This is a genomic window from Kribbella sp. NBC_00359, assembly GCF_036097425.1.
Taxonomy (GTDB): Bacteria; Actinomycetota; Actinomycetes; order Propionibacteriales; family Kribbellaceae; genus Kribbella.
Genome location: NZ_CP107975.1, coordinates 1,709,482 through 1,730,848, shown reverse-complemented (window position 1 = coordinate 1,730,848; position 21,367 = coordinate 1,709,482). Strand labels below are relative to the sequence as shown.

At 68.6% G+C, this 21,367-nt stretch carries 26 protein-coding genes; 17 read left to right on the top strand and 9 right to left on the bottom strand.

What is annotated here, in order from left to right:
- Window positions 1–38: 38 nt before the first annotated feature.
- On the bottom strand, window positions 39–473 hold the full coding sequence (gene arfB, locus OG876_RS08370; protein WP_328524214.1) for an alternative ribosome rescue aminoacyl-tRNA hydrolase ArfB: 435 nt from the start codon (window positions 471–473) through the stop codon (window positions 39–41).
- A 64-nt stretch (window positions 474–537) separates the two neighbouring features.
- On the opposite strand from arfB, the gene OG876_RS08365 reads away from it, so the two are divergent.
- The 6 genes from OG876_RS08365 to OG876_RS08340 all read left to right on the top strand — a co-directional run bounded on the left by OG876_RS08365 (window position 538) and on the right by OG876_RS08340 (window position 5,339).
- A complete protein-coding gene (locus OG876_RS08365; protein ID WP_328524213.1) occupies window positions 538–966 on the top strand; it encodes a TlpA family protein disulfide reductase in 429 nt (142 codons plus the stop codon).
- A 60-nt stretch (window positions 967–1,026) separates the two neighbouring features.
- Complete coding sequence (locus tag OG876_RS08360) at window positions 1,027–1,914, top strand: RDD family protein (protein WP_328524212.1); 888 nt, start codon at window positions 1,027–1,029, stop codon at window positions 1,912–1,914.
- Between the two features lie 272 nt (window positions 1,915–2,186).
- Window positions 2,187–2,651 (top strand): DUF4395 domain-containing protein, encoded by a 465-nt coding sequence (locus tag OG876_RS08355; protein WP_328524211.1) that lies wholly within the window; start codon window positions 2,187–2,189, stop codon window positions 2,649–2,651.
- 12 nt (window positions 2,652–2,663) lie between these two features.
- A complete protein-coding gene (locus OG876_RS08350) occupies window positions 2,664–3,512 on the top strand; it encodes a sulfurtransferase (protein ID WP_328524210.1) in 849 nt (282 codons plus the stop codon).
- 1 nt (window position 3,513) lies between these two features.
- Window positions 3,514–3,810, top strand: a complete 297-nt coding sequence (locus OG876_RS08345) for a DUF1416 domain-containing protein (RefSeq protein WP_328524209.1) — start codon at window positions 3,514–3,516, stop codon at window positions 3,808–3,810.
- Between the two features lie 302 nt (window positions 3,811–4,112).
- A complete protein-coding gene (locus OG876_RS08340) occupies window positions 4,113–5,339 on the top strand; it encodes a choice-of-anchor P family protein (RefSeq protein ID WP_328524208.1) in 1,227 nt (408 codons plus the stop codon).
- Between the two features lie 95 nt (window positions 5,340–5,434).
- On the opposite strand, the gene dtd is transcribed toward OG876_RS08340, so the two are convergent.
- On the bottom strand, window positions 5,435–5,860 hold the full coding sequence (dtd, locus tag OG876_RS08335; protein ID WP_328524207.1) for a D-aminoacyl-tRNA deacylase: 426 nt from the start codon (window positions 5,858–5,860) through the stop codon (window positions 5,435–5,437).
- 93 nt (window positions 5,861–5,953) lie between these two features.
- Here dtd and OG876_RS08330 point away from each other — a divergent pair, with 93 nt between their 5' ends.
- Window positions 5,954–6,784, top strand: a complete 831-nt coding sequence (locus OG876_RS08330; RefSeq protein WP_328524206.1) for a 3-keto-5-aminohexanoate cleavage protein — start codon at window positions 5,954–5,956, stop codon at window positions 6,782–6,784.
- On the opposite strand, the gene OG876_RS08325 is transcribed toward OG876_RS08330, so the two are convergent.
- Window positions 6,721–7,212 carry a hypothetical protein gene (locus tag OG876_RS08325; RefSeq protein ID WP_328524205.1) on the bottom strand — a complete coding sequence of 164 codons (492 nt, stop codon included), beginning with the start codon at window positions 7,210–7,212 and terminating at the stop codon, window positions 6,721–6,723. The genes OG876_RS08330 and OG876_RS08325 overlap by 64 nt on opposite strands.
- Window positions 7,209–8,357 (bottom strand): molybdopterin-dependent oxidoreductase, encoded by a 1,149-nt coding sequence (locus OG876_RS08320; RefSeq protein WP_328524204.1) that lies wholly within the window; start codon window positions 8,355–8,357, stop codon window positions 7,209–7,211. Before OG876_RS08320 ends, OG876_RS08325 begins: the two co-directional genes overlap by 4 nt.
- 178 nt (window positions 8,358–8,535) lie before the next feature.
- Here OG876_RS08320 and OG876_RS08315 point away from each other — a divergent pair, with 178 nt between their 5' ends.
- On the top strand, window positions 8,536–9,093 hold the full coding sequence (locus OG876_RS08315; protein ID WP_328524203.1) for a hypothetical protein: 558 nt from the start codon (window positions 8,536–8,538) through the stop codon (window positions 9,091–9,093).
- A complete protein-coding gene (locus tag OG876_RS08310; protein ID WP_328524202.1) occupies window positions 9,093–10,742 on the top strand; it encodes a hypothetical protein in 1,650 nt (549 codons plus the stop codon). Before OG876_RS08315 ends, OG876_RS08310 begins: the two co-directional genes overlap by 1 nt.
- A gap of 103 nt (window positions 10,743–10,845) precedes the next feature.
- Here the strand turns inward: OG876_RS08310 and OG876_RS08305 are convergent, their stop codons facing one another.
- Window positions 10,846–11,208: a DsrE family protein gene (locus OG876_RS08305; protein WP_328524201.1), complete on the bottom strand. Its 363-nt coding sequence runs from the start codon at window positions 11,206–11,208 to the stop codon at window positions 10,846–10,848.
- Window positions 11,209–11,374: 166 nt separating this feature from the next.
- Here OG876_RS08305 and OG876_RS08300 point away from each other — a divergent pair, with 166 nt between their 5' ends.
- Window positions 11,375–11,869 carry an FABP family protein gene (locus OG876_RS08300; RefSeq protein WP_328524200.1) on the top strand — a complete coding sequence of 165 codons (495 nt, stop codon included), beginning with the start codon at window positions 11,375–11,377 and terminating at the stop codon, window positions 11,867–11,869.
- On the opposite strand, the gene OG876_RS08295 is transcribed toward OG876_RS08300, so the two are convergent.
- Both OG876_RS08295 and OG876_RS08290 read right to left on the bottom strand, forming a co-directional pair.
- Window positions 11,866–12,543: a response regulator gene (locus OG876_RS08295; protein WP_328524199.1), complete on the bottom strand. Its 678-nt coding sequence runs from the start codon at window positions 12,541–12,543 to the stop codon at window positions 11,866–11,868. The two genes, OG876_RS08300 and OG876_RS08295, sit on opposite strands and share 4 nt — an antisense overlap.
- Window positions 12,536–13,792, bottom strand: a complete 1,257-nt coding sequence (locus tag OG876_RS08290; protein WP_328524198.1) for a sensor histidine kinase — start codon at window positions 13,790–13,792, stop codon at window positions 12,536–12,538. Before OG876_RS08290 ends, OG876_RS08295 begins: the two co-directional genes overlap by 8 nt.
- A gap of 109 nt (window positions 13,793–13,901) precedes the next feature.
- On the opposite strand from OG876_RS08290, the gene OG876_RS08285 reads away from it, so the two are divergent.
- Window positions 13,902–15,269 carry a cation:dicarboxylate symporter family transporter gene (locus OG876_RS08285; RefSeq protein ID WP_328524197.1) on the top strand — a complete coding sequence of 456 codons (1,368 nt, stop codon included), beginning with the start codon at window positions 13,902–13,904 and terminating at the stop codon, window positions 15,267–15,269.
- Window positions 15,270–15,457: 188 nt separating this feature from the next.
- Here the strand turns inward: OG876_RS08285 and OG876_RS08280 are convergent, their stop codons facing one another.
- Window positions 15,458–16,279 carry an LLM class flavin-dependent oxidoreductase gene (locus OG876_RS08280; protein WP_328524196.1) on the bottom strand — a complete coding sequence of 274 codons (822 nt, stop codon included), beginning with the start codon at window positions 16,277–16,279 and terminating at the stop codon, window positions 15,458–15,460.
- Between the two features lie 110 nt (window positions 16,280–16,389).
- Here OG876_RS08280 and ygfZ point away from each other — a divergent pair, with 110 nt between their 5' ends.
- The 5 genes from ygfZ (at window position 16,390) to OG876_RS08255 (ending at window position 19,934) form a co-directional block, all read left to right on the top strand.
- Window positions 16,390–17,385 carry a CAF17-like 4Fe-4S cluster assembly/insertion protein YgfZ gene (gene ygfZ / locus OG876_RS08275; protein ID WP_328524195.1) on the top strand — a complete coding sequence of 332 codons (996 nt, stop codon included), beginning with the start codon at window positions 16,390–16,392 and terminating at the stop codon, window positions 17,383–17,385.
- A 46-nt stretch (window positions 17,386–17,431) separates the two neighbouring features.
- Complete coding sequence (locus OG876_RS08270; protein WP_328524194.1) at window positions 17,432–18,388, top strand: asparaginase; 957 nt, start codon at window positions 17,432–17,434, stop codon at window positions 18,386–18,388.
- A 72-nt stretch (window positions 18,389–18,460) separates the two neighbouring features.
- Entirely contained in the window at window positions 18,461–18,925 is a 465-nt protein-coding gene (locus OG876_RS08265; RefSeq protein WP_328524193.1) for a helix-turn-helix domain-containing protein, read from the top strand.
- Between the two features lie 33 nt (window positions 18,926–18,958).
- The gene (locus tag OG876_RS08260) at window positions 18,959–19,480 is read left to right on the top strand and encodes a hypothetical protein (protein ID WP_328524192.1); all 522 of its coding nucleotides are present in this window, start codon (window positions 18,959–18,961) and stop codon (window positions 19,478–19,480) included.
- Window positions 19,481–19,583: 103 nt separating this feature from the next.
- A complete protein-coding gene (locus OG876_RS08255) occupies window positions 19,584–19,934 on the top strand; it encodes a DUF2516 family protein (protein WP_328524191.1) in 351 nt (116 codons plus the stop codon).
- A 27-nt stretch (window positions 19,935–19,961) separates the two neighbouring features.
- Here the strand turns inward: OG876_RS08255 and OG876_RS08250 are convergent, their stop codons facing one another.
- The gene (locus OG876_RS08250; RefSeq protein WP_328524190.1) at window positions 19,962–20,753 is read right to left on the bottom strand and encodes a L,D-transpeptidase family protein; all 792 of its coding nucleotides are present in this window, start codon (window positions 20,751–20,753) and stop codon (window positions 19,962–19,964) included.
- A gap of 88 nt (window positions 20,754–20,841) precedes the next feature.
- On the opposite strand from OG876_RS08250, the gene OG876_RS08245 reads away from it, so the two are divergent.
- Window positions 20,842–21,345 (top strand): macro domain-containing protein, encoded by a 504-nt coding sequence (locus tag OG876_RS08245; RefSeq protein WP_328524189.1) that lies wholly within the window; start codon window positions 20,842–20,844, stop codon window positions 21,343–21,345.
- Window positions 21,346–21,367: the final 22 nt, after the last annotated feature.

Sequence of the window (21,367 nt, the reverse complement as noted above, 5' to 3'; positions counted from 1 at the left end):
AGTTAGGGGCCTTCGGCAACTTCCAGATGTACGCGAAGTCAGTCGTCCGGGCGGCCGCGGAGGCGCTTGGTCTGGCCCCGGCGCTTCTTGGCGTCGAGCCGGCGCCGGACCGAGGCCTTGCTCGGCTTGGTCGGCCGCCGCGGCCGGGGCGGTGGCGCGATCGCTTCCCGCAGTAGCACGGCCAGCCGCTCCCGGGCGGCCTCCCTGTTGCGCCACTGCGACTTGTACTCCGACGCCGCGATCGTCACCACGCCCCCGACCAGCCGCGACTTCAGCCGCTCGAGCGCCCGAGTCTTCAGTACGTCGCTCAACGCCGTCGTGCCGGCCACGTCGAAGCTCAGCTCGACCCGGCTGTCCGTGGTGTTGACGGACTGCCCGCCCGGCCCGCCGGACCGCGAGAACCGCCACTCCAGCTCGGCCTCGGGAATCACTACCCCGCCTCGGACCGTCAACCCGTTCTCCACGGATCCCATTGTCCAGTCCGAGGAGTGAAACGCGCGGTTGAATCGTAAACACACCGCCGTACTGTGGATTGTTGTGAGCTTGGGTATCTGGGTGCTGGTCGGCGCGGTAGGCGCCGGCGTGCTGCTCAGTGCGCTCAAAACGTGGGTTGACGGACGGTTCCGGGGGAAGGTCGAGGACGTGGAGCGGGTGTCGGCGGCCGAGGTTGGTGGCGAGCTCGGCGAGCGCGCCACCTTGCTGCAGTTCTCGTCGGCGTTCTGTGCGCCGTGCCGGGTGACGCGGCGGACGCTGGCCGAGGTCGAGGGCATGGTCGAGGGAGTGCGGCACGTCGAGCTCGACGCGGAGTCGCATCTGGAGCTGGTCCGGCGGCTCGACATCCTGCGGACCCCGACGACGCTGGTGCTGGACAGCACCGGTGCGGTCGTCAAGCGGGCCAGTGGTGCGCCGCGCAAGCCTGACGTGATCGCCGCGCTGGCCACCGCGATCGAGCGCCAGCCCAACTGAGTCCGTCCGCTGACGGCAACTCAATGGCGGATGCCCTCATACGTAGGCAATGCTATGGCAGTGAGCTTCCCAGCCGGTTGGTACGACGACCCCCAGGACCCGACCCAGCAGCGCTACTGGGACGGCGAGGCCTGGACGGACCAGCGCCGTGCCCAGGAGGGCCCGCCGCCGTACCAGGGTCAGTTCGGCCAGCCCACGGCCGCCGGCCAGCCGCAGTACGGCCAGCCCGCCCAGCACGGTCAGGTGTACGGCGGCGGCCAGCAAGCGCCGGCGCAGTACGGCCAGTACGGCGCGCAGCCGCAGCAGACAGGTCAAGCGCCGTACGGGCAGCAGCAGTACGGTCACCCGCAGCCGCAGTACGGGCAGGGATTTCAGCAGCAGGGCTACGGCTACCCCGGACAGCGGGTAGCCACGACGCCGGACGGGCAGCCGCTGTCGGGCTGGTGGCGCCGGGTGTTCGCCTTCATCATCGACTCGATCATCGTCGGCCTCATCGGCCTACCGCTGACCGGCTACTTCTACTACCAGTACTCCCAGGTGATCTGGAAGTACTTCGAAGACACGCTGAACGCCGCGGAGGCCGGCACCCCGACGACCAGCACCGCGCTGCCGCCCGAGGCGTACAAGTGGATGATCCCGGCGGTGCTGCTGGGGCTCCTGGTGTCGTTCGTCTACGAGTACCTGTTCCTGACCAGGAAGGGCGCCACGCCCGGCAAGATGGCGCTCGGAATCGGCGTCCGGCTCCGGGACGTGCCGGGTAATCCGCCTGGGCCCGCGGTGGCGAAGCGGTACGGCTTCATCATCGGACTCAGCCTGCTGGCCACGATCCCGCTGGTCGGGACGTTGTTCAGCTTTATTGCTCTGATCAACTACCTCTGGCCGCTCTGGGACGACAAGAAGCAGGCGCTGCACGACAAGGTCGCCCACACGAACGTGGTCCGGACCTGATTGTCCGCACTCTGATCAATTGTCTCACTCAGTGGGACCACGGCTGGCTAGCCCGCCCGGTTTCCGTACTCTCGATGCGTGGCGTACACGACGTGGCTGACCAAGCGCAGGGCAGTGGACAACTGCCGGATGCGCTCGTCGCTGTGTCGTCGCCGCTGACCAGGCGGCGTCCCGAGCGCTGCGAGACCGGTCGCTGAGCACGGTTTCGCGTACGTCGCCTCCCGCAGACCCGGGCGGGTTGGGCTCGAATCTTCTCTCCTCCGGGAGTCGTCATGTCCGAACAGACGGCGAAGCAAAGCCTCCAGGTTGATCCGCGGGGACTCCGGTTCGCGGCCGGTGTGACCACGGTCGTCCTGGCGTTGACGCTCGTACTGAACAACCCCTGGCCGCTCGCGGTGCAAGCCGTGGTGTTCGCGATCTCGGTCGCGTTCGGCGTCCAGGCGTCGCCGTACGGGCTGTTGTTCAAGCGGCTGATCCGCCCCCGGCTGGGTCCCCCCGAGGAGCTGGAGGACGCGGCCCCGCCGCGGTTCGCCCAGCTGGTCGGTCTCGTCTTCGCGGTCGCCGGTCTGATCGGGTACCTGACCGGCGCGACCGTGCTGGGCGTGGTCGCCACCGGATTCGCCCTGGTGGCGGCGTTCGTGAACGCCGCCGTCGGGCTCTGCCTCGGCTGCGAGGCCTATCTGCTGATCCACCGCATTCGTACGCCAACCCGTGACACCAGCACCGCTACCAACTGAGAGGCAGCACACATGAGCAGGGAATCCGCGCTCGTCTCGGCCGACTGGGTCGAGGAGCACAAGACCGACGCCGGGGTCGTCCTGATCGAGGTCGACGAAGACGTCTCGGCGTACGACGCCGGCCACATCGCCGGCGCGATCAAGCTGGACTGGAAGGACGACCTGCAGGACCCGGTCCGGCGGGACTTCGTCAACAAGCAGCAGTTCGAGGCGCTGCTGTCCGACCGCGGTGTGAAGAGCGATGACACGGTCGTGCTGTACGGCGGCAACAACAACTGGTTCGCGGCGTACGCGTACTGGTACTTCAAGCTGTACGGGCACGGCGACGTCCGGCTGCTCGACGGCGGCCGCAAGCGCTGGGAGCTGGACAGCCGCGAGCTGACCGACGAGGTCGTCAAGCGTGAGGCCACCGACTACACCGCGCAGGAGCCGGACCTGGCCATCCGCGCCTTCCGCGACGAGGTGGGCGACGCGATCGGCGTGAAGAACCTGGTCGACGTGCGCAGCCCCGACGAGTACGCCGGCCGGCTGCTCGCCCCGGCCCACCTCCCGCAGGAGCAGGCGCAGCGCGCGGGTCACATCCCGACCGCGGCGAACATCCCGTGGAGCAAGGCGGCCAACGACGACGGCACGTTCCGCTCCGACGACGAGCTGAAGACGCTGTACGCCGACGCCGGCGTGGACTTCGGCAAGGACACCATCGCGTACTGCCGGATCGGCGAGCGCTCGGCGCACACCTGGTTCGTGCTGCACGAGATCCTCGGCCAGCCGAACGTGAAGAACTACGACGGTTCCTGGACCGAGTGGGGTTCGCTGGTCGGCGTACCCGTGGCACTCGGCGACGAGCCAGGGGAGGCCTGACATGTGCGGAGCGAAGAAGGGCGGCCTCGACCTCAAGGGTGTCGACGTCGACAAGGAAGCAGTGATCCAGGGCCAGGTGCTGCGCGGCGAGGAGCCGGTCGGCGGCGCGTACGTACGGTTGCTCGACGCAACGGGTGAGTTCACCGCCGAGGTGCCGACGTCGGCGACCGGGCACTTCCGGTTCTTCGCGGCGCCGGGCAGCTGGACGCTGCGCACGCTGGCGCCGAAGGCCGACCCGGTCGACCGCCAGGTGGTCGCGCAGTACGGCGCGGTCGCGGAAGTGGCCGTCACCGTCTGACCTGTCGTTCGTTACTGATGGTGCCACCACCACCCGAAGGTGGCCCACCCTGAAGGTAGCCCCGAAGGGCCCGGACCTTGCGCGTCCGGGCCCTTCGGCATGTCCGGAAACGCCTGCGGGACTGGGGTTTGCGGGCATCGCTTCGGAGTTACGGGTCGGCGGTCGAATCTTGCGGAACGAGCACGGATGTAACGGTTTGGTCTCGGAGCGCATTCTGCTCGTCACCTACCGCAACCGGCTGAGTTGTGTCTGTGTCCTGACCCGCACTTCGGGTCACGTCATCACTCAGGGAGGAGGGGTCAATGCGACCCCGCATCGGATACAAGAAGCTCGCTGCCGTCGGTGTTGCGGCGGTTGTCGGCGTGGCTTCTACGATCGCGCTGACTTCGGGTTCTGCGTCCGCCTCGCCGGTTTTCGGATACAGCGGCTACTCGTACGGGACCGACGTTGAATCCGGGCTGGCGAACAGCGGCCCGCAGGTCGTGAGCAAGTTCGGTTGCACCACGGACCCGACCAAGGCCGACAAGAACGACATCGCCACGGCGAACGTGAACAACCAGGCGATCGCGCGCAGCGTGCGCACCGACACGCACGCGTTCAACGACAAGAGCGGCACCGGCGTGACCAGCAACGCCACCGCGGTCGACATCAAGGTCGGCAACCTGCTGACGCTGACGGGTGTGAAGACCACCACCACGGCGCGGTACTACAAGGGCAAGCTGTCCTACACGGGCAACACCACGTTCGCCGGTGTGAAGATCGGCGCCATCTCGGTGCCGTCGCTGCTCGCGCCGAAGTGGAACACCAAGGTCGCCGTACCGGGCCTCGGCTACATCGTGCTGAACCGTGTCGGTGGCGTGAAGACCAGCTCCGGCATCTACTCGTACGCGCAGGCCGTCGTGATCCACGCGAACGTGAAGAACCAGTACGTCCCGGAGGGCGTCGACGTCGCGGTGCTGAAGACCCGCGCGGAGATCTCCAAGCCGGCCACCGCGCTGGTGATCGGTGACGCGTACGGCACCAAGGCCAACGCCGACAAGCTGGTCGTGTCCGGGCCGACGTCGCTTCAGACCACCTGCCAGGGTACTGAGGGCAAGACGGTCAGGGTCGCGGTCGGCGAGGTGAACATCCCGAAGGTCGCCTACGTCGGTGGGGTCTACACCACCAAGAACGGCGCCATCGGCGAGAACAAGTCCTACATCAACTTCACCTCGCACGTCGCGGGTGTGAAGGTGGGCAACCTGTCCATCGGCGCCATCGAATCCTCCGCCTCGGCGTGGAAGACCAAGGACGGCAAGGGTGGCGTGAGCTCGTCCTCGAGCATCGCCTCGATCAAGGTCGGCAACAAGACCTACCCGGTCAAGACCGGTGTGAACCAGACCCTGGACATCCCGGGTGTCGCCCGGCTGACCTTCAACCAGGTCCTGAAGCAGTACCGCTACATCTCGGTGAACGCTCTGGTGATCGACGTCTACAGCCTGAACACCAAGGTCATCGTCGGCCACTCGGCCGCCGGCGTCGTCAGCTGATCCAGCTCGACACCCCTCTGAGTCGAACCTCACCGACCCAGAACCAAACACCGGCCCCCGGATCCAATGGATCCGGGGGCCGGTGTTTGTTGTGGTCAGGCGTCGAGGATGAGGGTTACTGGGCCGTCGTTGGTGAGGGTGACGTCCATGTGGGCTCCGAAGCGGCCTCGTTCTACTTTGGCGCCGAGGGATTCGAGGGCGGTGCAGAAGGAGTTGTAGAGGGGTTCGGAGACGGGGCCGGGGGCGGCGGCGTTCCAGGACGGGCGGCGGCCTTTGCGGGTGTCGGCGTACAGGGTGAACTGGCTGATCGCGAGGATCGGGGCCTGCTCGTCGGCGGCGGAGCGTTCGTCGTGGAGGATGCGGAGGGTCCAGATCTTCGCGGCCAGGGCGGCGGCCTTCTCGGGGGTGTCGTCGTGGGTGACGCCGAGGAGGACCAGCAGGCCGGGGCCGTCGATCGCGCCGACCACCTCGCCCTCGACGGTGACCGATGCCTGGCTGACTCGCTGTACAACGGCTCTCATAGTGACATCCTCTCGTGCCGGAGATCGTCCGGTGATCGAACCCCTTGACCGGCAAATATCTCGTTGCGGGCGGACATCTGGCAGGATTCGTCCATGGCGTCGACTCTGATCACAGTTGCTCCCACCGGTGCGGAGACCGCGAAGGCGGACTGCCCGGCGCTGCCGACCACGCTCGACGAGCTGGTCGAGACCGCGAAGCGGTGCGAGGCCGCGGGGGCGGCGATGATCCACATCCACATCCGCGACGGCGAGCACAAGCCGACGCTGGACCTCGGCCGGCTGACCGACACGGTCGCCGCGATCCGGGCGAACACGGCGCTGATCGTGCAGCTGTCCACCGGCGGCGCAGTCACCGATCCGTACGACCACCGGCTCCGCGTGCTCGACGCCGTACCCGACTCCTGCTCGCTGACCATGGGCACGGTCAACTTCGGCGACGACGTGTTCATGAACCCGTGGCCGTTCGTCACCGAGCTCTACCAGCTCACGCAGGAGCGCGAGGTGGTGCCGGAGTTCGAGCTGTTCGACCTCGGGCATGTGGCCGCGCTGCACCGGTTGCTGGACAAGTTCGGCCTGCCGTACGGCGGACGCGTGCACTGCGACCTGGTGATGGGCGTCCCGGGCGGCATGCCTGGTACGGCGGACGCCCTGGTGGCAGCCGTCAACGCGCTGCCCGCCGCGGTGACGTCGTGGTCGGCAACGGGTATCGGGCGTACGGCGCTCCCGGTCGCGCTGGCCGCGTTGGCGAAGGGCGGGAACCTCCGCGTCGGCATGGAGGACACGCTCACGCTGGCGAAGGGTCAGCCGGTGAACCACAACGCCGAGCTGGTCGAGCGGGCCGCCGCACTCGCGACGCTGGCTCAGCGGCCGCCGATGTCGCCGGACGAGGCCCGCGACCTGCTGAACGTGAAGCGGGACCGCTGAACCACGAACACCACCGCGCCGGCCACCACAATCGTTGCCTCAAGCAATAACCAGTCGCGGAGGTAGTCCCGCGGGAGCACGGTCGGGTTGACGCCTGTGCCCTGTCGCACGAGCAGCGGGATCGCGATCAGCGTGGTGAGACCGACGTACAACAAGGTGGTCCGCACGGCGCCAACGGTCCGATGCCGATCAGGCCCGGTGGACCACCGAGTGACGAGCCAGCCGACGGTCAGCGTCAGCGGCACCAGGAAGAAGTCGTCGGCGACCACCGCACCACCCAGCCAGATCGGCAACCGGACGAGCGCTGGTGGCTCCATGGCGTCGAGCAGCAACCACAACCCCCAGAGCCCGAAGCACACTCCGGCCGCAGCGAGGGCCGCCCGGGTGCCGAGGATGCCGTGACTGGCGGCTTTCGTTCTCCGTTTCATGAGATGACCTCCAGGTGGTGGACCCATTTGGTTTGGAGGACGCCGGGGCGGTTGGGCGCGATGATGCGGGCGGGGAAGCCGTGGTCGAGGGCGAGTTCGGCGCCGTTCAGGCGGAGGGCCAGGAGAGTGAGCGGGTCGTCGGCGAACTCAGGTGGTAGCTCGCTGGTGGCGTAGAAGCCGCCCTTCTCCATCGAGACGACGCGGACCCGGGAGCCTGGCGGTGCGCCGGAGAGGCGGATCCGGATGCCTTGCCACCTCGCGCCCTGACTCCAGCCCTCGACGCAGACGATCGGCAGGTCGGAGCGGCTTTGCGGGAGCTGCCGCAGCTCGTCGAGCGTGTACGACAGTTGCCGTAGGCCCGTGATCGTGAAGCGCCAGTCCGCGTCGATCCCGGAGACGCCCGCGTCCCTCGCCGTACGGTTGATCGGCAGACCTTGCGGGCCGACGTTCGGTTTGCGTGGCGCCAGTACGGCGATCGGGCCTAGGGCCGGGACGGATTGGCCGACCGAGGTGATGCCTACGAGAGTCGCGGCGCCTGCGACGGTGCGGAAGAGGCCGCGGCGGGTCAGGCCGGTGATTGCTGGGGGCAAGGAGTCCGCGATCGGGGCGCGGTCGGCCGGAGTACGGCGCCAGTGGGTGAGGATGAGCGGGAGTTTGACGGCGAGGTGGACGAGCAGTGCGCCGACGATGATCCAGGCGAGTGCGTAGTGGGTCTGCTTGAACGGAAACGGCCACGGATACCACTGCAGGGTGTTGAGGAAGCCGGTGAACAGTTCGAGGGCCGTCGCGGAGACGAGGACGAGGATCGAGCCGCGTCCGAGGGCGGTGGTGAGGGCCTTGCGGCTCGGTGGCCAAGGGAGTTTGGCGAACAGCTTCGGATAGACGGTCCATAACTTTGCCAGCAGCAACGGGATCGCGACGGTTCCGCTGAGCACGTGCAGGCCCTGGGTGACGCGATAGAGGGACGCCGGCCGGCTCGGGATGTGTAGCCAGGCGGGAGTGTCTTGCTGGAAGTGGCTGAACAGCCCGGTTAGGAAGCAGATCGCCACCGCGAGCCCGAGCCAGCGGCCGATCACCGTCGCCGTGCGCGGGTGGTGCAGCGCGGACGGGAAGGACTTCTCGGTCGGAGGGGCCGGGAGCTTCATGGTTCCACTACAGCCCAGTTCGAGATGTGCGTACGTCGTCCATCGCTTACTGCTCGCGAACGACGTACCTGAGGACGGGAGGTAGAGGGATCCGTTGTCCACAGGTGTGCGTCATTCGGGAGGTGGTGGCACCGGCGGAGGCTTAGGCTGGGCGGACTGAGGAGAGGAGTGTGGCGGGGTGAAGACGCAGCAGCGGTCGTCGAGTGATGACGAGCGTGCCATGGCGGATCTGGCCGAGGTCTCCGACTGGAGATCGATCTGGGGACCGCAGGGCACCGGTGTGGACGCGATCCGCGCGCTGGTTTCCCGCGTCACCGCCGCCACCGGCTGGCGCCCGTGGGCCCCAGGCAACATCGACCCCGACCGCTACACCTGGGGGCTGGTCACCCCGCGCGAGACCGTGATGCTCGTGCTGCCGGACGCCGTACTGCCGGAGAGCCCGCGCAGTGGCTGGTCGGCGTACGAGATCGGTCCGGCTGAGCTGCCTGACGCCGAGGAAGGGCTGGATGCGCACTGGCCCGGGCAGCTCCAGTTGGCTCGCCGACACTGGGGTGCACCGGTCTTCGTCGGGCCGGGGTCGGATGCGCGCATTCCGCCGGAGTGGCGGGACCGCCGACGCCACCTGGCCGTCTGGCTGAAGCCGGGCGCCGAGTTCCACCTGTACGCGACCCAACCCGGGCCCGAGGACACCGCGGCCGGCTTTGCCTACTCCGTCTATGCAAGTGAGGTGGCGTGATGGCGATTCACGATGACCCGGCGCACGAGGTCGTGCAGTCGGTGGTCGCCGAGATCCAGCGTCTGTACAGGCGACTGCGTCAGCTCCAGAACTCTCTCCAGCGGATGGGGGCGAACAGGGAGCGGCGGGCCACGATGGAGCAGCTCCTGAACCGGCAGAGGTTCGACCAGGATTTCGACGAGCAGGTGCGGGGGATGGACCCGGCCGACCGGACAGCCATGCTGGAGCAGCAGGTCGAGGAGCAACGCCGGCTCCGCGACGAGCTCCAGCAGCAGGTCGATGCGGCCGAAGCGGAGCTGCGAGAGGCGCAGCAGGTACAGGAGACCGAGCAGCGGCTCACCGACCCCAACGACAACGGCATCCCGGAGGTCCGGGAGTTCGACGGCGACGTCGACCACGACGGGCGGCTCGACCGCGAAGAGGCCGAGGTCGACGACGCCGGTGAACGTGCGGAGCAGGCGGAGACGGATGACGCGCGCCGGGATCAGCAGCGCGAGGACGCCGAGGCCGAGACGCGGCGGGAAGAGCGGGCGAGGGCGGACCAGCGCGAGGCTGCTGATCCCGGCGTCGACGCCGGTGTGGTGGAAGGCGCTGCCGCTGGTGCGGCGCTGGGCGCGGCCGAAGAAGCCGATCGGCTGGAAGAGCGCGCCGAGGACGCCCAGGGGCAGGGTGCGCCGGAGGTTGATCAGGATGGGCCGGAGGTTGAGCGGGGGCCGGAGCTTGGTGATGACGGTGTGATTCGGGCGGTTGGTGAGGAGCCTGGGCGGGGTCTGGATGAGGGTGCGCCGGAGGTTGATCAGGATGGGCCGGAGGTTGGGCGGGGGCCGGAGCTTGGTGATGACGGTGTGATTCGGGCGGCTGGTGAAGAGTCACCAGAGCGGCAGGATCGGGATCTGGATTCACCGGAGGGCGAGCAGGCGCCGGAGCTCGGTGACGATGGTGTGATTCGTGCGGCTGGGGAGCAGCAGCCTGAGCAAAGGCAGCAGCAAGATCTGGACGCTGAGCAGGGGCAGGAGCAAAGTCTGCGGGCTGAGCAGGAGCAAGGTCTGCGGGCTGAGCAGGAGCAAGGTGTGCGGGCTGAGCAGGGGCAGGAGCAAGGCGATGCCGGGGCGCAGCCGGCGTTGCCTACGGCCCAGGATCGGGCGGATGCCAACCGTGCGGCTCAGCAGAACGGGGCGAATGCCGAGCAGGTTGGCCAGGATGCCCAGCCGGCTGTGGAACAGAGCGCGCAGTTCGGACAGAACGGCCAGGACGGGCAGCAGCCAGGGCAGAACGGGCTGCAGGCTGGCCAGGACGGGCAGCAGGCGGGGCAGAACGGGCAGCAGGCGGGGCAGAACGGGCAGCAGGTCAGGCAGGATGCTGCGGACCGAGAGCGGCCGGTGAACCAGGTGCTGGCCGAGACCCGGGCTCAGAATCAGCAGGCCGGTCAGCGGCAGGGCGCGGGCCAGAGGACGATGTCCCAGGACGAGATGGCCAAGAGCCACGCGGTGTACACCGACGGAAACACGCCCGCGGCGGGTGCGGCCAGTCCCCCCGACCCGGCCGAGCTGGCAGGTAGTGGTCGCGGTGGACGGACTCCTGGCGAACTGCACAAACAAGGCGCCGGCCGTAGCGGCCCGAGCAACGACGGCCCCGGTCTAGGCGGCTGATCACTGACAGCGCCTGCGGCCAACGACCCCGCCCGGGTAACCAACACACGACGACCCGGGCGGGCAGAGCTGTCAGTGCACGGCGACCGGGCGGGCACGGCGGTCAGTACACGATGGCCTGGGCGTTGTCGGTGAGGATCTCTTCGGTGAAGGCGGGGGCACCGGCGACGCGGGTGCCGGGCAGCAGATCGGTCTCCGTGAGGTCGCGGCGTTTGGCGCATTGGGTGCAGACCGTGAGGCGGCCACCCTCGAGCACCGCGGCCAGCAGATCGGCCAGCGGCGCCGCGTGGGGGAGCTCGAACGACTCCGCCCGGCCGGGGACGGCGAACCAGACGGCTTCGCCGGTGAGCCAGAGGGAGACGTCGGCGCCGGCGGCGATCGCGGTGGCGGCGACGGTGAAGGCCTGGTTGGCGCGCTCGGGTTCCTCGGCGCCTGCGGTCAGCTTGATCACCAGCGTGCGGGACATCACGCCACGGTAGCCGAAGCCTCGGCAGGCGCATCCCCTAGACTGGCCGACGTGCTGCACGTCATCTTCACCATGCTGCTGATCCTGGTCTGTGTGTTCATGGCCTGGTTCTCGGCGTTCGTCGTCTACCGGCTGTACCGCGGCCGCAATGCGAGCTGAGTGACCGATGGCGTTCGAGATCCCGCAGGACCTGCACCCCGACCTGGTGCCGCTGGCGTGGCTGCTGGGCCGCTGGGAAGGTCGCGGGCACGGCGACTACCCGACGATCGAGAAGTTCGAGTTCGGCCAGCAGATCGACTTCAGCCACAACGGCAAGCCCTACCTGCACTACGTCAGCCAGACCTACGTGGTCGGCGAGGACGGCACCAAGGAACGCCCGCTGGCCGTCGAGACCGGCTTCTGGCGCCCGAAGCCGGACAACAAGGTCGAGGTCATCCTGGCCCACCCGACCGGCATCGCGGAGATCTGGTACGGCGAGATCGACGGCGCCAAGATCGAGCTGCAAACCGATGTCGTCGCCCGCACCGTGACCGCCAAGGAGGTCACCGCCGGCCACCGCCTGTACGGCCTGGTCGACGGCGAGCTGCTCTGGGCCTACGACATGGCCGCCGAGGGTCAGGCCCTCCAGCCCCACCTGTGGGCAACCCTCGTGCGTTCCTAACTCTCCGCCACCCAGGAGTACTCGACCTTCGGTCGCCCACTGCGCCCGTCGTACCGCTGCGTCCGGAGCGCCTGCCCCTGATCGGCGAGGTGCTCCAGATACCGGCGCGCCGTGATCCTGGACGTGCCCAGCGACGCCGCGACCTCCTCCGCGGTCCAGCCCTCGCGGTTCCCGAGTAGCTGGACGACGCGGTCGAGCACGGATCCGGCCAGCCCCTTCGGTACTGACGAGACGGTTGCTGGATGCAACAACCGGTCGACCTCGTCCTGATCCGCGACCACTTCACCCAGCGCGGCCGCCCGCCGTTGCCGCGCGTACGCCGTCAACCGGTCCCGCAACGTCTCGAAGGCAAAGGGTTTCAGCACGTACTGCACCACGCCGATCCGCGCCGCCGCCTGCACTGCCGCGACCTCCCGCGCCGACGTCACCGCGACCACATCCGTTTGGTTGCCCAAGGCCCGCATTCGGCGGACCACGTCCAGCCCGTGCCCGTCCGGCAGATGCATGTCCAGCAGCACCAGATCGACGTCGCCACGGGCGAGCACCTGCAGCGCGCGAGCCGCCGTACCCGCGACACCGAGACACGTGAAGCCGGGCAGGCGTTCGACGTACGTGCGATGCGCCTCGGCGGCGACCGGGTCGTCCTCGACGACCAGCACCCGCAGCTCAGGCACTGGCACTCACCGCCCGCGGCAGCCGGACCCGGACGGTCAGCGCCGGTACGTCGTCCAGCTCGGAATCCGGGTCGACCATCAGCGTGCCCTGCCACCGCTCGACCGTGCTCCGCACCAGCACGAGACCGAGGCCGTGCCCCGGCTCGGCCTTCGTCGACCAGCCGCGCTCGAACATGTGCGCCAGCTCCACCGCGCCCAGCTCGGCGCCGGTGTTCGTGACGATCAGGTCGATCGCGTCCGGCGTCGTACCGGCGCGCAGCTCGACCCGGCGCGGAGCCGGTCCGCCGCGCGCGGCCTCGATCGCGTTGTCGAGCAGGTTGCCGACGACGGTCACGACGTCCTGGGCCGGGAGCCGCGTGTTCAAAGCCTCGGAACCAAGCTCCAGCGTCAGTACGACGCCACGCTCCTGAGCCTGCGACAGCTTCGCGAGCAGCAGGGACGCCAGCACCGGATCGCCGACCGTCCCGACCACCCGGTCCGTCATCGCCTGCGCGAACTGCAGCTCGGATACCGCGAACTCACGAGCACGTTCCGGCTTGCCGATCTCGATGAGGCTGACGACCGTGTGCAAACGGTTCGACGCCTCGTGGTTCTGCGCCTGCAGCGACTCGGCCAGGCTGCGTACGGCGTCCAGTTCGCCGAGCAAGCGCTGCAGTTGGGTGTGGTCCCGCAGTGTCACGATCCGTCCGGACCGAGCCGGCTGCTGGTTCACCACCACGACTCCGCGCGCCCCGAGGTGCAATTCGTCGTACGCCGTTCTCCCGCCCTGGAGCAACTCCGCAAGAGTCGGCCCGAGGTGCAGCTCGTCGATCGGTGTCCCCGGGGTCACCTCGAGTAGGCCGAGGAGTTGCAGCGCCTCGTCGTTGGCGAGCTGGACGCGACCGTCCGCGTCCAAAAGGATCAGGCCCTCCCGGGCGGCGTGCAGAACGCCCTCGTAGAAGTCGAGCATCCGGGCCAGCGACTGGGTGCCCATGCCACGTGTGGCCCGCCGTACCCGCCAGGAGACGAGAGCGTTGCCGGCGATCGCGACGCCCAGCATCAGACTGGCGATGCCGAGCATTGAGCGGACATCGAGCCGGATCAGCTCCCACCAACCCGGCGGGGCGATGCCCGCGGCCGCCGCGTCCCGCTCGGCCTGGGCCCTGGACCGGCTGATGAGCGTGATCCAGGCCATCGCGATCAGGACGGTGACCGTGACCGTCTGCAGCCAGAGCACCTGGCGGCGCAGTTCCCACGGCCGGTGTTTCACAACGGACAGTGTGCACTGAGAACGATATGAACGAAATGAGCAGTTTCCCTGTGCGTCACGTCACAGTTACTCCAGACCAGCCCGCCCGGCCGATCCAGGGAGTCCCCACATGTCGAGCCCGACCGAACCCCGACCGACGCCGGTCCGCAACGACCGGACCCATTTCCTCTACATCGCCGTCATCGTCGCCGTCCTGCTCGGCATCGGTGTCGGATTCCTGTTCCCGGACTTCGCCGTCGAGCTGAAACCGCTCGGCACCGGGTTCGTGAACCTGATCAAGATGCTGATCAGCCCGATCATCTTCTGCACGCTGGTGCTCGGCATCGGCTCGGTCCGCCAGGCCGCCAGCGTCGGCAAGGTCGGCGGTCTCGCGCTCGTCTACTTCCTGGTGATGTCGACGGTCGCACTCGCCATCGGCCTGGTGGTCGGCAACCTGGTCCAGCCCGGTTCCGGTCTGAACCTGACCGACAAGCTGCGCGAGAGCGGCCAGAAGCAGGCCGCCGGGGCGCATGAGGGTACGACGGACTTCCTCCTCGGCATCATCCCGAAGTCGATGCTGTCCGCGCTGACCGAGGGCGAAGTGCTGCAGACCGTGTTCGTCGCGCTGCTGATCGGCTTCGCGCTGCAGGCGATGGGCTCGAAGGGTCAGCCGATCCTCGGCGCCATCGGGCACATCCAGCGGCTGGTGTTCAAGGTGCTGTCGATGATCATGTGGGCCGCCCCGATCGGCGCGTTCGGTGCGATCGCGGCCGTCGTCGGCGCCACCGGCACGGATGCGCTGGTCAGCCTCGGCAAGATCATGCTCGCCTTCTACGCCACCTGCCTGCTGTTCGTGATCCTCGTGCTCGGCACGCTGCTCCGGGTGGTCACCGGGATCTCGATCTTCCAGTTGCTGCGCTACCTCGGTCGCGAGTTCCTGCTGATCGTGTCCACCTCGTCGTCGGAGACCGCCCTGCCCCGGCTGATCGGGAAGATGGAACACCTCGGTGTGGACAAGACGGTGGTCGGCATCACCGTCCCGACCGGCTACTCGTTCAACCTGGACGGTACGGCGATCTACCTGACGATGGCGTCGCTGTTCATCGCCGAGGCGATGAACGAGCCGTTCTCCATCGGTCAGCAGATCTCCCTGCTGCTGTTCATGATCGTCGCCTCGAAGGGCGCCGCCGGAGTCACCGGCGCCGGCCTGGCCACGCTGGCCGGCGGTCTGCAGTCGCACCGCCCGGACCTGGTCGACGGCGTCGGTCTGATCGTCGGCATCGACCGGTTCATGTCGGAGGCCCGGGCGCTGACGAACTTCGCCGGCAACGCGGTCGCGACCGTCCTGGTCGGGCACTGGGTCGGGGAGTTCGACAAGGACCAGGCCCGGCAGGTCTTCGCCGGTGAGGACCCGTTCGACGAGGCCGCGTTCGCGGCCGGCGACACCCACGCCGGCGACGTCCCCGAAGTCACTGCTTCCGAAAGCCCAGCCCGCTAGCCACCTTCCCACCCCTCCCAGCACTGCCCGCCGGGCCACAGACCGGCGGGCAGTGCTGTGTTGTTGAGGGGTGCAGATCGACAGGTAGTGTGCTGCGCTGCCTAGTGCACCCGAGCGTCGGACAGAGAGTGCGTACGGTGTATCGCAGGTGCTCTACCTGTCGATCTGCACGCAAACCCTGGAGCGGGCTACTTCCCGCTCAACATCACCACCACCGGTGCCAGGTCCTCGAGGTACGTCGAGTTGACGCTGATGTAGGTCGTACCGAACTCGTCCCGCCGTCGTTGCAGCTCGTCCGCCATCTGGTGCGGCGTACCGCGGAGCATCATCAGCGAGTCGCTCGCCTCCAGTTCCTCGGGCTCGACGCCGGCCGCCCGCTTCGTCCACGGCGGCAGCTCGCGCGTCCCGGCCGCGAACAGGTTCATCGCCAGCTCGATCTCGTCCGCGCGCGATCCGGCCAGCTCACGCAGGTCCCGGACCAGCTGAGTGATCTCGGCCCGTGGCGTCATCGCGTCCTTCGCCAGCGAGACGATGTCGGCCCGCGACGCGGCCAGTGCGAGCGCCCGTGGTCCGCCGGCCGCGAGCATGATCGGCGTACGGCGCTCGCCGTCGAGCCGCACCAGGTGGTCGAGGGTCTCGCGGACCTGGTCACGTCGCTCCTTGGCCGAGCCGAAGCGCAGACCGATCTCCTCGACCTGCTGCTCGACCGCGGGCCGCCCGGTGCCGATGCCGAACTCGAACCGCCCGTCGGTCAGGACGGTCAGCGTGTGCGCTTCCCAGGCGGCCGCCCGCGGGGTCCGGAGCGGCGCCGCCGCCACGAACGTGCCGACCCGGATGTCCGCGACCGCGGCGGCCATCGCCAGCGAGGGGAACGGCGACGGCAGTTGGAGTCCGTCGGGCATCAGTACGGTCGAATATCCGAGGTCCGCCGCTCGGCGGACGGTCTTGATCCAGTCGTCGCCGGTCGTCGGGCTGCCCACCACACCGAACCGGAATCGCCGGTCGCTCATCGCCTTGCTCCCTTCGGGTTCTGATACCTCAAGCGTGGCCGCGACCCGGGGTTGTCCACATCCCACCCCGGGAGGCGATCGCCGTACGCCGCTCGACGTACTCTGGTGACATGTCACGAAACCGCAGCCCACTGCTGGACCGCCCCGGCGCGGTCGAGGCGAACGGATTCGACGCCGGGGTCGCGGCCCACTACGGGTCGGATCTGCGCGAGCAGCGGGCCCTGGTCGCCGGCGAGGCGTTCGTCGACCTGTCGCACCGCGACGTGGTCACGATCACCGGCCCGGACCGGCTGACCTGGCTGCACGCGCTGACCACGCAGTACTTCGAGGGCCTCAAGCCCGGCACATCGACGACCGCGCTGCTGCTGTCACCGACCGGCCACATCGAGCACGTCATGTACGGCGTCGACGACGGCGAGACGTTCTGGCTGCACACCGAGCCGGGCGCGGCCGCGGCGATGGTCGACTGGCTGCAGAAGATGGTGTTCATGTCCCGGGTGGAGATCGCGGACGTGACCGACGACTATGCGATCGTCTGGCGGCCTGGACCGGCTTCGGCCAACGGGCATCTGACCCGCAGTGGTGCGGATTCGCTCGGCGGCCACGAGGTGTTCCTGCCGCGGGCGGAGCTGGCCGGACTCGAGGGTCCGGCGGCCGGGATCTGGGCGTACGAGGCGCTCCGGATCGAGGCCGGCAACCCGCGGTTCGGTCTCGACACCGACGAGCGCGCGATCCCGAACGAGGTGGGCTGGCTCGGCGTCGGCGTACACCTGAACAAGGGCTGCTATCGCGGTCAGGAAACGGTCGCGCGGGTGCACAACCTCGGCCGTCCGCCGCGGCGGCTGGTGCGGCTGCATCTGGACGGTTCGGTCGACCACCTGCCCGCGCACGGGTACGCCGTACGCGCGGGGGAGAAGCAGGTCGGGTTCGTGGGATCGGCGGGCCGGCATCACGAGCTGGGCCCGATCGCGCTGGCGATGGTGAAGCGGAACGTGGACCCGGACGCCGTACTGGAGGTCGTGGCCGAGGATCAGCCGACCGTGACCGCGACGCAGGAGATCCTGGTCGACCCCGAGGCAGGGCTGCACGTGCGCGCCCGGCTGTGAGCCGGATCATTCGCAACACCGCGTTTTGCACCTGTACAGTTCAGCCGTGACCGAACCTGTGATCCTGGCCGACGTCGTCCGCAGCGACTTCGTCGAGGGCCATCATCGTGGCTCCGTCGTGGTGACGAACCCCGACGGCAGTGTGGCCTGGTCGGCCGGCATCGTCGACCAGCCGATGTTCCCCCGCTCGTCGAACAAGCCGATGCAGGCGCTCGGGATGCTCCGCAACGGCCTGGACCTGGACGGCGAGCTGCTCGCGCTCGCGGGCGCGTCGCACTCCGGTGAGCAGTTCCACCTGGACGGCGTACGCCGGATCCTCGCGAAGGCCGGTCTGGACGAGTCGGCGTTGCGGACGCCGGTGCAGTATCCGCTGGACGATGCGGCCCGGGACGCCTGGGTACGCGCGGGCCACGGCCCCGAGCCGATCACGATGAACTGCTCGGGCAAGCACGCCGCGATGATCCTGACCTGTCAGGTCAACGACTGGCCGCTGGACGACTACCGCTCGCCGGATCACCCACTGCAGAAGGAGATCCGGACCGCGATCGAGGACTCCGCAGGCGAGAAGGCCTCGTACATCGCCGTCGACGGCTGCGGTGCGCCGATCTTCGCCCTCACACTGTCCGGCCTGGCGCGCTCCTTCGGCCTGTTCGCCGCGGCGTCCCCGGAGACTCTGGAGGCCCGCGTCGTCAAAGCCTTCCGCGCACACCCCGAGTACGCCAGCGGGAGTACGCGCGACGAGGCCGAGCTGATGCACGCCGTCGACGGCCTGTTCTGCAAGGCCGGCGCCGAAGGTGTGTACGCCGTCGGCCTCGCGGACGGCCGTGGCGTCGCCCTGAAGCTCGAGGACGGCCAGGCCCGCGCCCGCAAGGTCGTCATGGCCGCGACCCTGCAACGCCTCGGCATCACCAACGACACCATCGAGCGCCACCTCCACTTCCCCCTCCTCGGCGGCGGCGTCCAGGTCGGCGCCGTCCAGCCGCATCCTTCGACTTTCAGCTAGTTCACGGCCCGCGTGAGCGGGCTCACGGTGGGCCTGCTTGCAATTGCAAGCAGGTTGCTAGCACAATGGAGCATGGCCAAGTTGAGTGATCGTGCGGCTGGGGCAGTGGGCTCCCTCGGGGAGTACCTCGCCGAGCAGCGGCGGCACGCGCAGTTGTCGTTGCGGCAGCTGTCGGACCTGGCCGGTGTGTCGAACCCGTATCTGAGCCAGATCGAGCGCGGCCTGCGGAAACCGTCGGCCGATGTGCTGCAGCAGCTCGCGAAGGCGTTGCGGATCTCCGCGGAGACCCTGTACGTACGGGCCGGCATCCTCGATCCGGACGACAGCTCGGACGGCCGGCGGGCCGCAGGCGTGGTCGACGCCGTCCTGCTCGACCCCGCGCTGAACGAGCGGCAGAAGCGTGTCCTGCTGGACGTCTACGCGTCCTTCGTCCGTGAGAACACGTCCCCTGACGACGCCGACGAGCCGGCTCCTGCCAGACCGGCTGCGAAGACCACGGCCAAGAAGACCCCTGCAAGCAAGCGCACCACCAAGTAACTGTTTCCTGCTGAAAATCCGAGGAGAAGCCTGATGGCTACCCGTACGCCTGTCACCCCGTTCTACGCGATCGCCGGCGCCGGCGACCTCGCGGTCGAGAAGTTCCGCGCGGTCAGCGAGGACGTCACCGCCCGGTTCGCCAAGCTGGACCAGAAGACCCTGCAGACCGAGCTCACCAAGGCTCAGACCGAGTTCGCCAAGCGCTTCGAGACCCTCGTCGCCGACGCGCGGACCGCCCCGGCCAAGCTGCGTGAGCTGCCGGCCGTCGCGCAGCACGGCTTCACCACCGTGCTCGGCCAGGCCGAGGAGACCTACGAGGACCTGGCCGGCCGCGGCAAGGACCTGGTCGAGCGGATCCGCAGTCAGAAGGCCACCGAGGACTTCGTCACCCAGGCCAAGACCACGGTGAGCAAGGCCAAGGCGACTCGGACCACCGCCAAGAAGACCGCCGACAGCGCGACCCGCAACGTCAAGGCGACCGCGACCAGCGCCCGCAAGACCGCGAAGACCGCGTCCAAGGCCGCCACCGACGCCGCCGGCAAGCTCGGCGACTGACGGTAACGATCAGCCCACCTGTGGGTGAATCCTCCGGCCGGGTGGCCCCGATCTGCGACCGAGCAGAGGTGGGCCACCCGGACTTTCGGTTAGGCTCGTAGGCATGCTCCCACTCGCTACGTTCCCGAACCTCTTTCCCGGGTTCGCAGGTCCGCTCGAGATCATCTGGTGGGTGCTGCTCGGCCTCAAGCTGGTCGCCCTGATCGACGCGGCCTTCCGGCCACGGGCGGTGTTTGTCGCCGCGGACAAGCTCACCAAGCCCGGGTGGATGCTGATCCTGATCGTGTTCACGCTCAGTCAGATCTTCCAGGGCTGGCTCAGCTTCTTCGGCCTGATCGGCATCGTCGCATCCGCCGTCTACCTGGTCGACGCCCGGCCGGCCCTGCGTGCCGCCGCCGGTCGCGGCCGAGGCGGCTGGGGTATCCGCCGCCGCCGGGGCCCACGCCCGCTCTGACCCACCCCGCCGTACGGCGACGCCGCACTACGACCGGTAGACGATCACCTTGTCGCCGACCTTGATCTCGCTGAACAGGACCTTGATCTTGCCGAGGTCCCGGACGTTCACGCAGCCGTGCGAGGCGCCGTTGTAGCCGCGGGCTGCGAAGTCGGACGAGTAGTGGACCGCCTGGCCGCCGCTGAAGAACATCGCGAACGGCATCGCCGAGTCGTACAGCTTGGAGACGTGGTTCCGGCTCTTCCAGCCGACCGTGAAGCTGCCCTCGCGGGTCGCCGTCTTCACCGCCCCGAACCGCACGTCCAGCTGCATCTTCACCACACCGTCGACGACGTAGCGCAGCTTGCGGGTGGACTTGTCGATGCACATCACCGCGCCGGTCGCGCAGCGCGGGTCGAGCTTCTTGCCGCTCACCACCGGCGCCGGCGGGAAGAGCTCGGTCTGCGTCGGCTCGTGGGTGACCGCGGCCAGCTTGGTCAACGTGTTCTGATCGATGTATCCGAGCTGGGGAATGCCCTTGGACTGCTGGAACTTTTTCACCGCGGACCGGGTCATCGTCCCGAACTCGTCGTCCTGGTAGCGCTTCTCCAGCAGTTTGAGCTGCACCAGCCGCGCCTCGACCTTGCGCACGTTGGTCCCGGTGGAGCCGTTCTTCCACAGCGCCTTCGGGTAGATCGGCAGCTCACCGCTGACCTCGAACGGCACCGTCTTGAAGTCGTTCGGGGCCGCCGTCGCACTGGTTCCGGAACTGAGGAGGGCAGCAAAAATGGCGCCCGTGACCAGTCCGGTCAGTACGTTGCGAATGATCAGCCCACGCATCGGACACCCCTCTGATCGACCCGTCCCTACACTTGTGGGACGTCCTCACCGGTCTTTCGGTTGGCTCAGCGTACCGGAGGAACTCCGTATGGAGATCGTTCTCAGCACCAACGACATCACCACGATGCCGGCCGATGCGATCGTGAACGCGGCCCATCACGCCCTGCGTGGCGGTGGCGGCGTGGACGGCGCGATCCATCGCGCGGGTGGCCCGGAGATCCTCGCAGAGCTGATCGAGCGGTACCCGAACGGCACCCCGACCGGTACGGCGGTCTGGACCACAGCCGGCTCGCTGCCCGCGTCCTACGTGATCCACGTGGTCGGGCCGAACTACACCGCGGGCCAACGGGATCCGGCGCTGCTCGAGTCGTGCTACCGCAACGCCTTGCGGATCGCGGACGAGCTCGACGTGAAGACGCTCACCCTGCCGGCGGTGTCGGCCGGGATCTACGGCTGGCCGGCCGGGTCCGCCGCGGACATCGCCGTACAGACGCTGCGCCGGACGGCGACCGGCGTCGCCACAGCGACCTTCTGTCTGGTGGAACCGCGGCTCTACAAGGCCTTCCAGAACGCGACAGCGGCCGGGGAGTGACTCCCCGGCCGCTGCTGAGCGC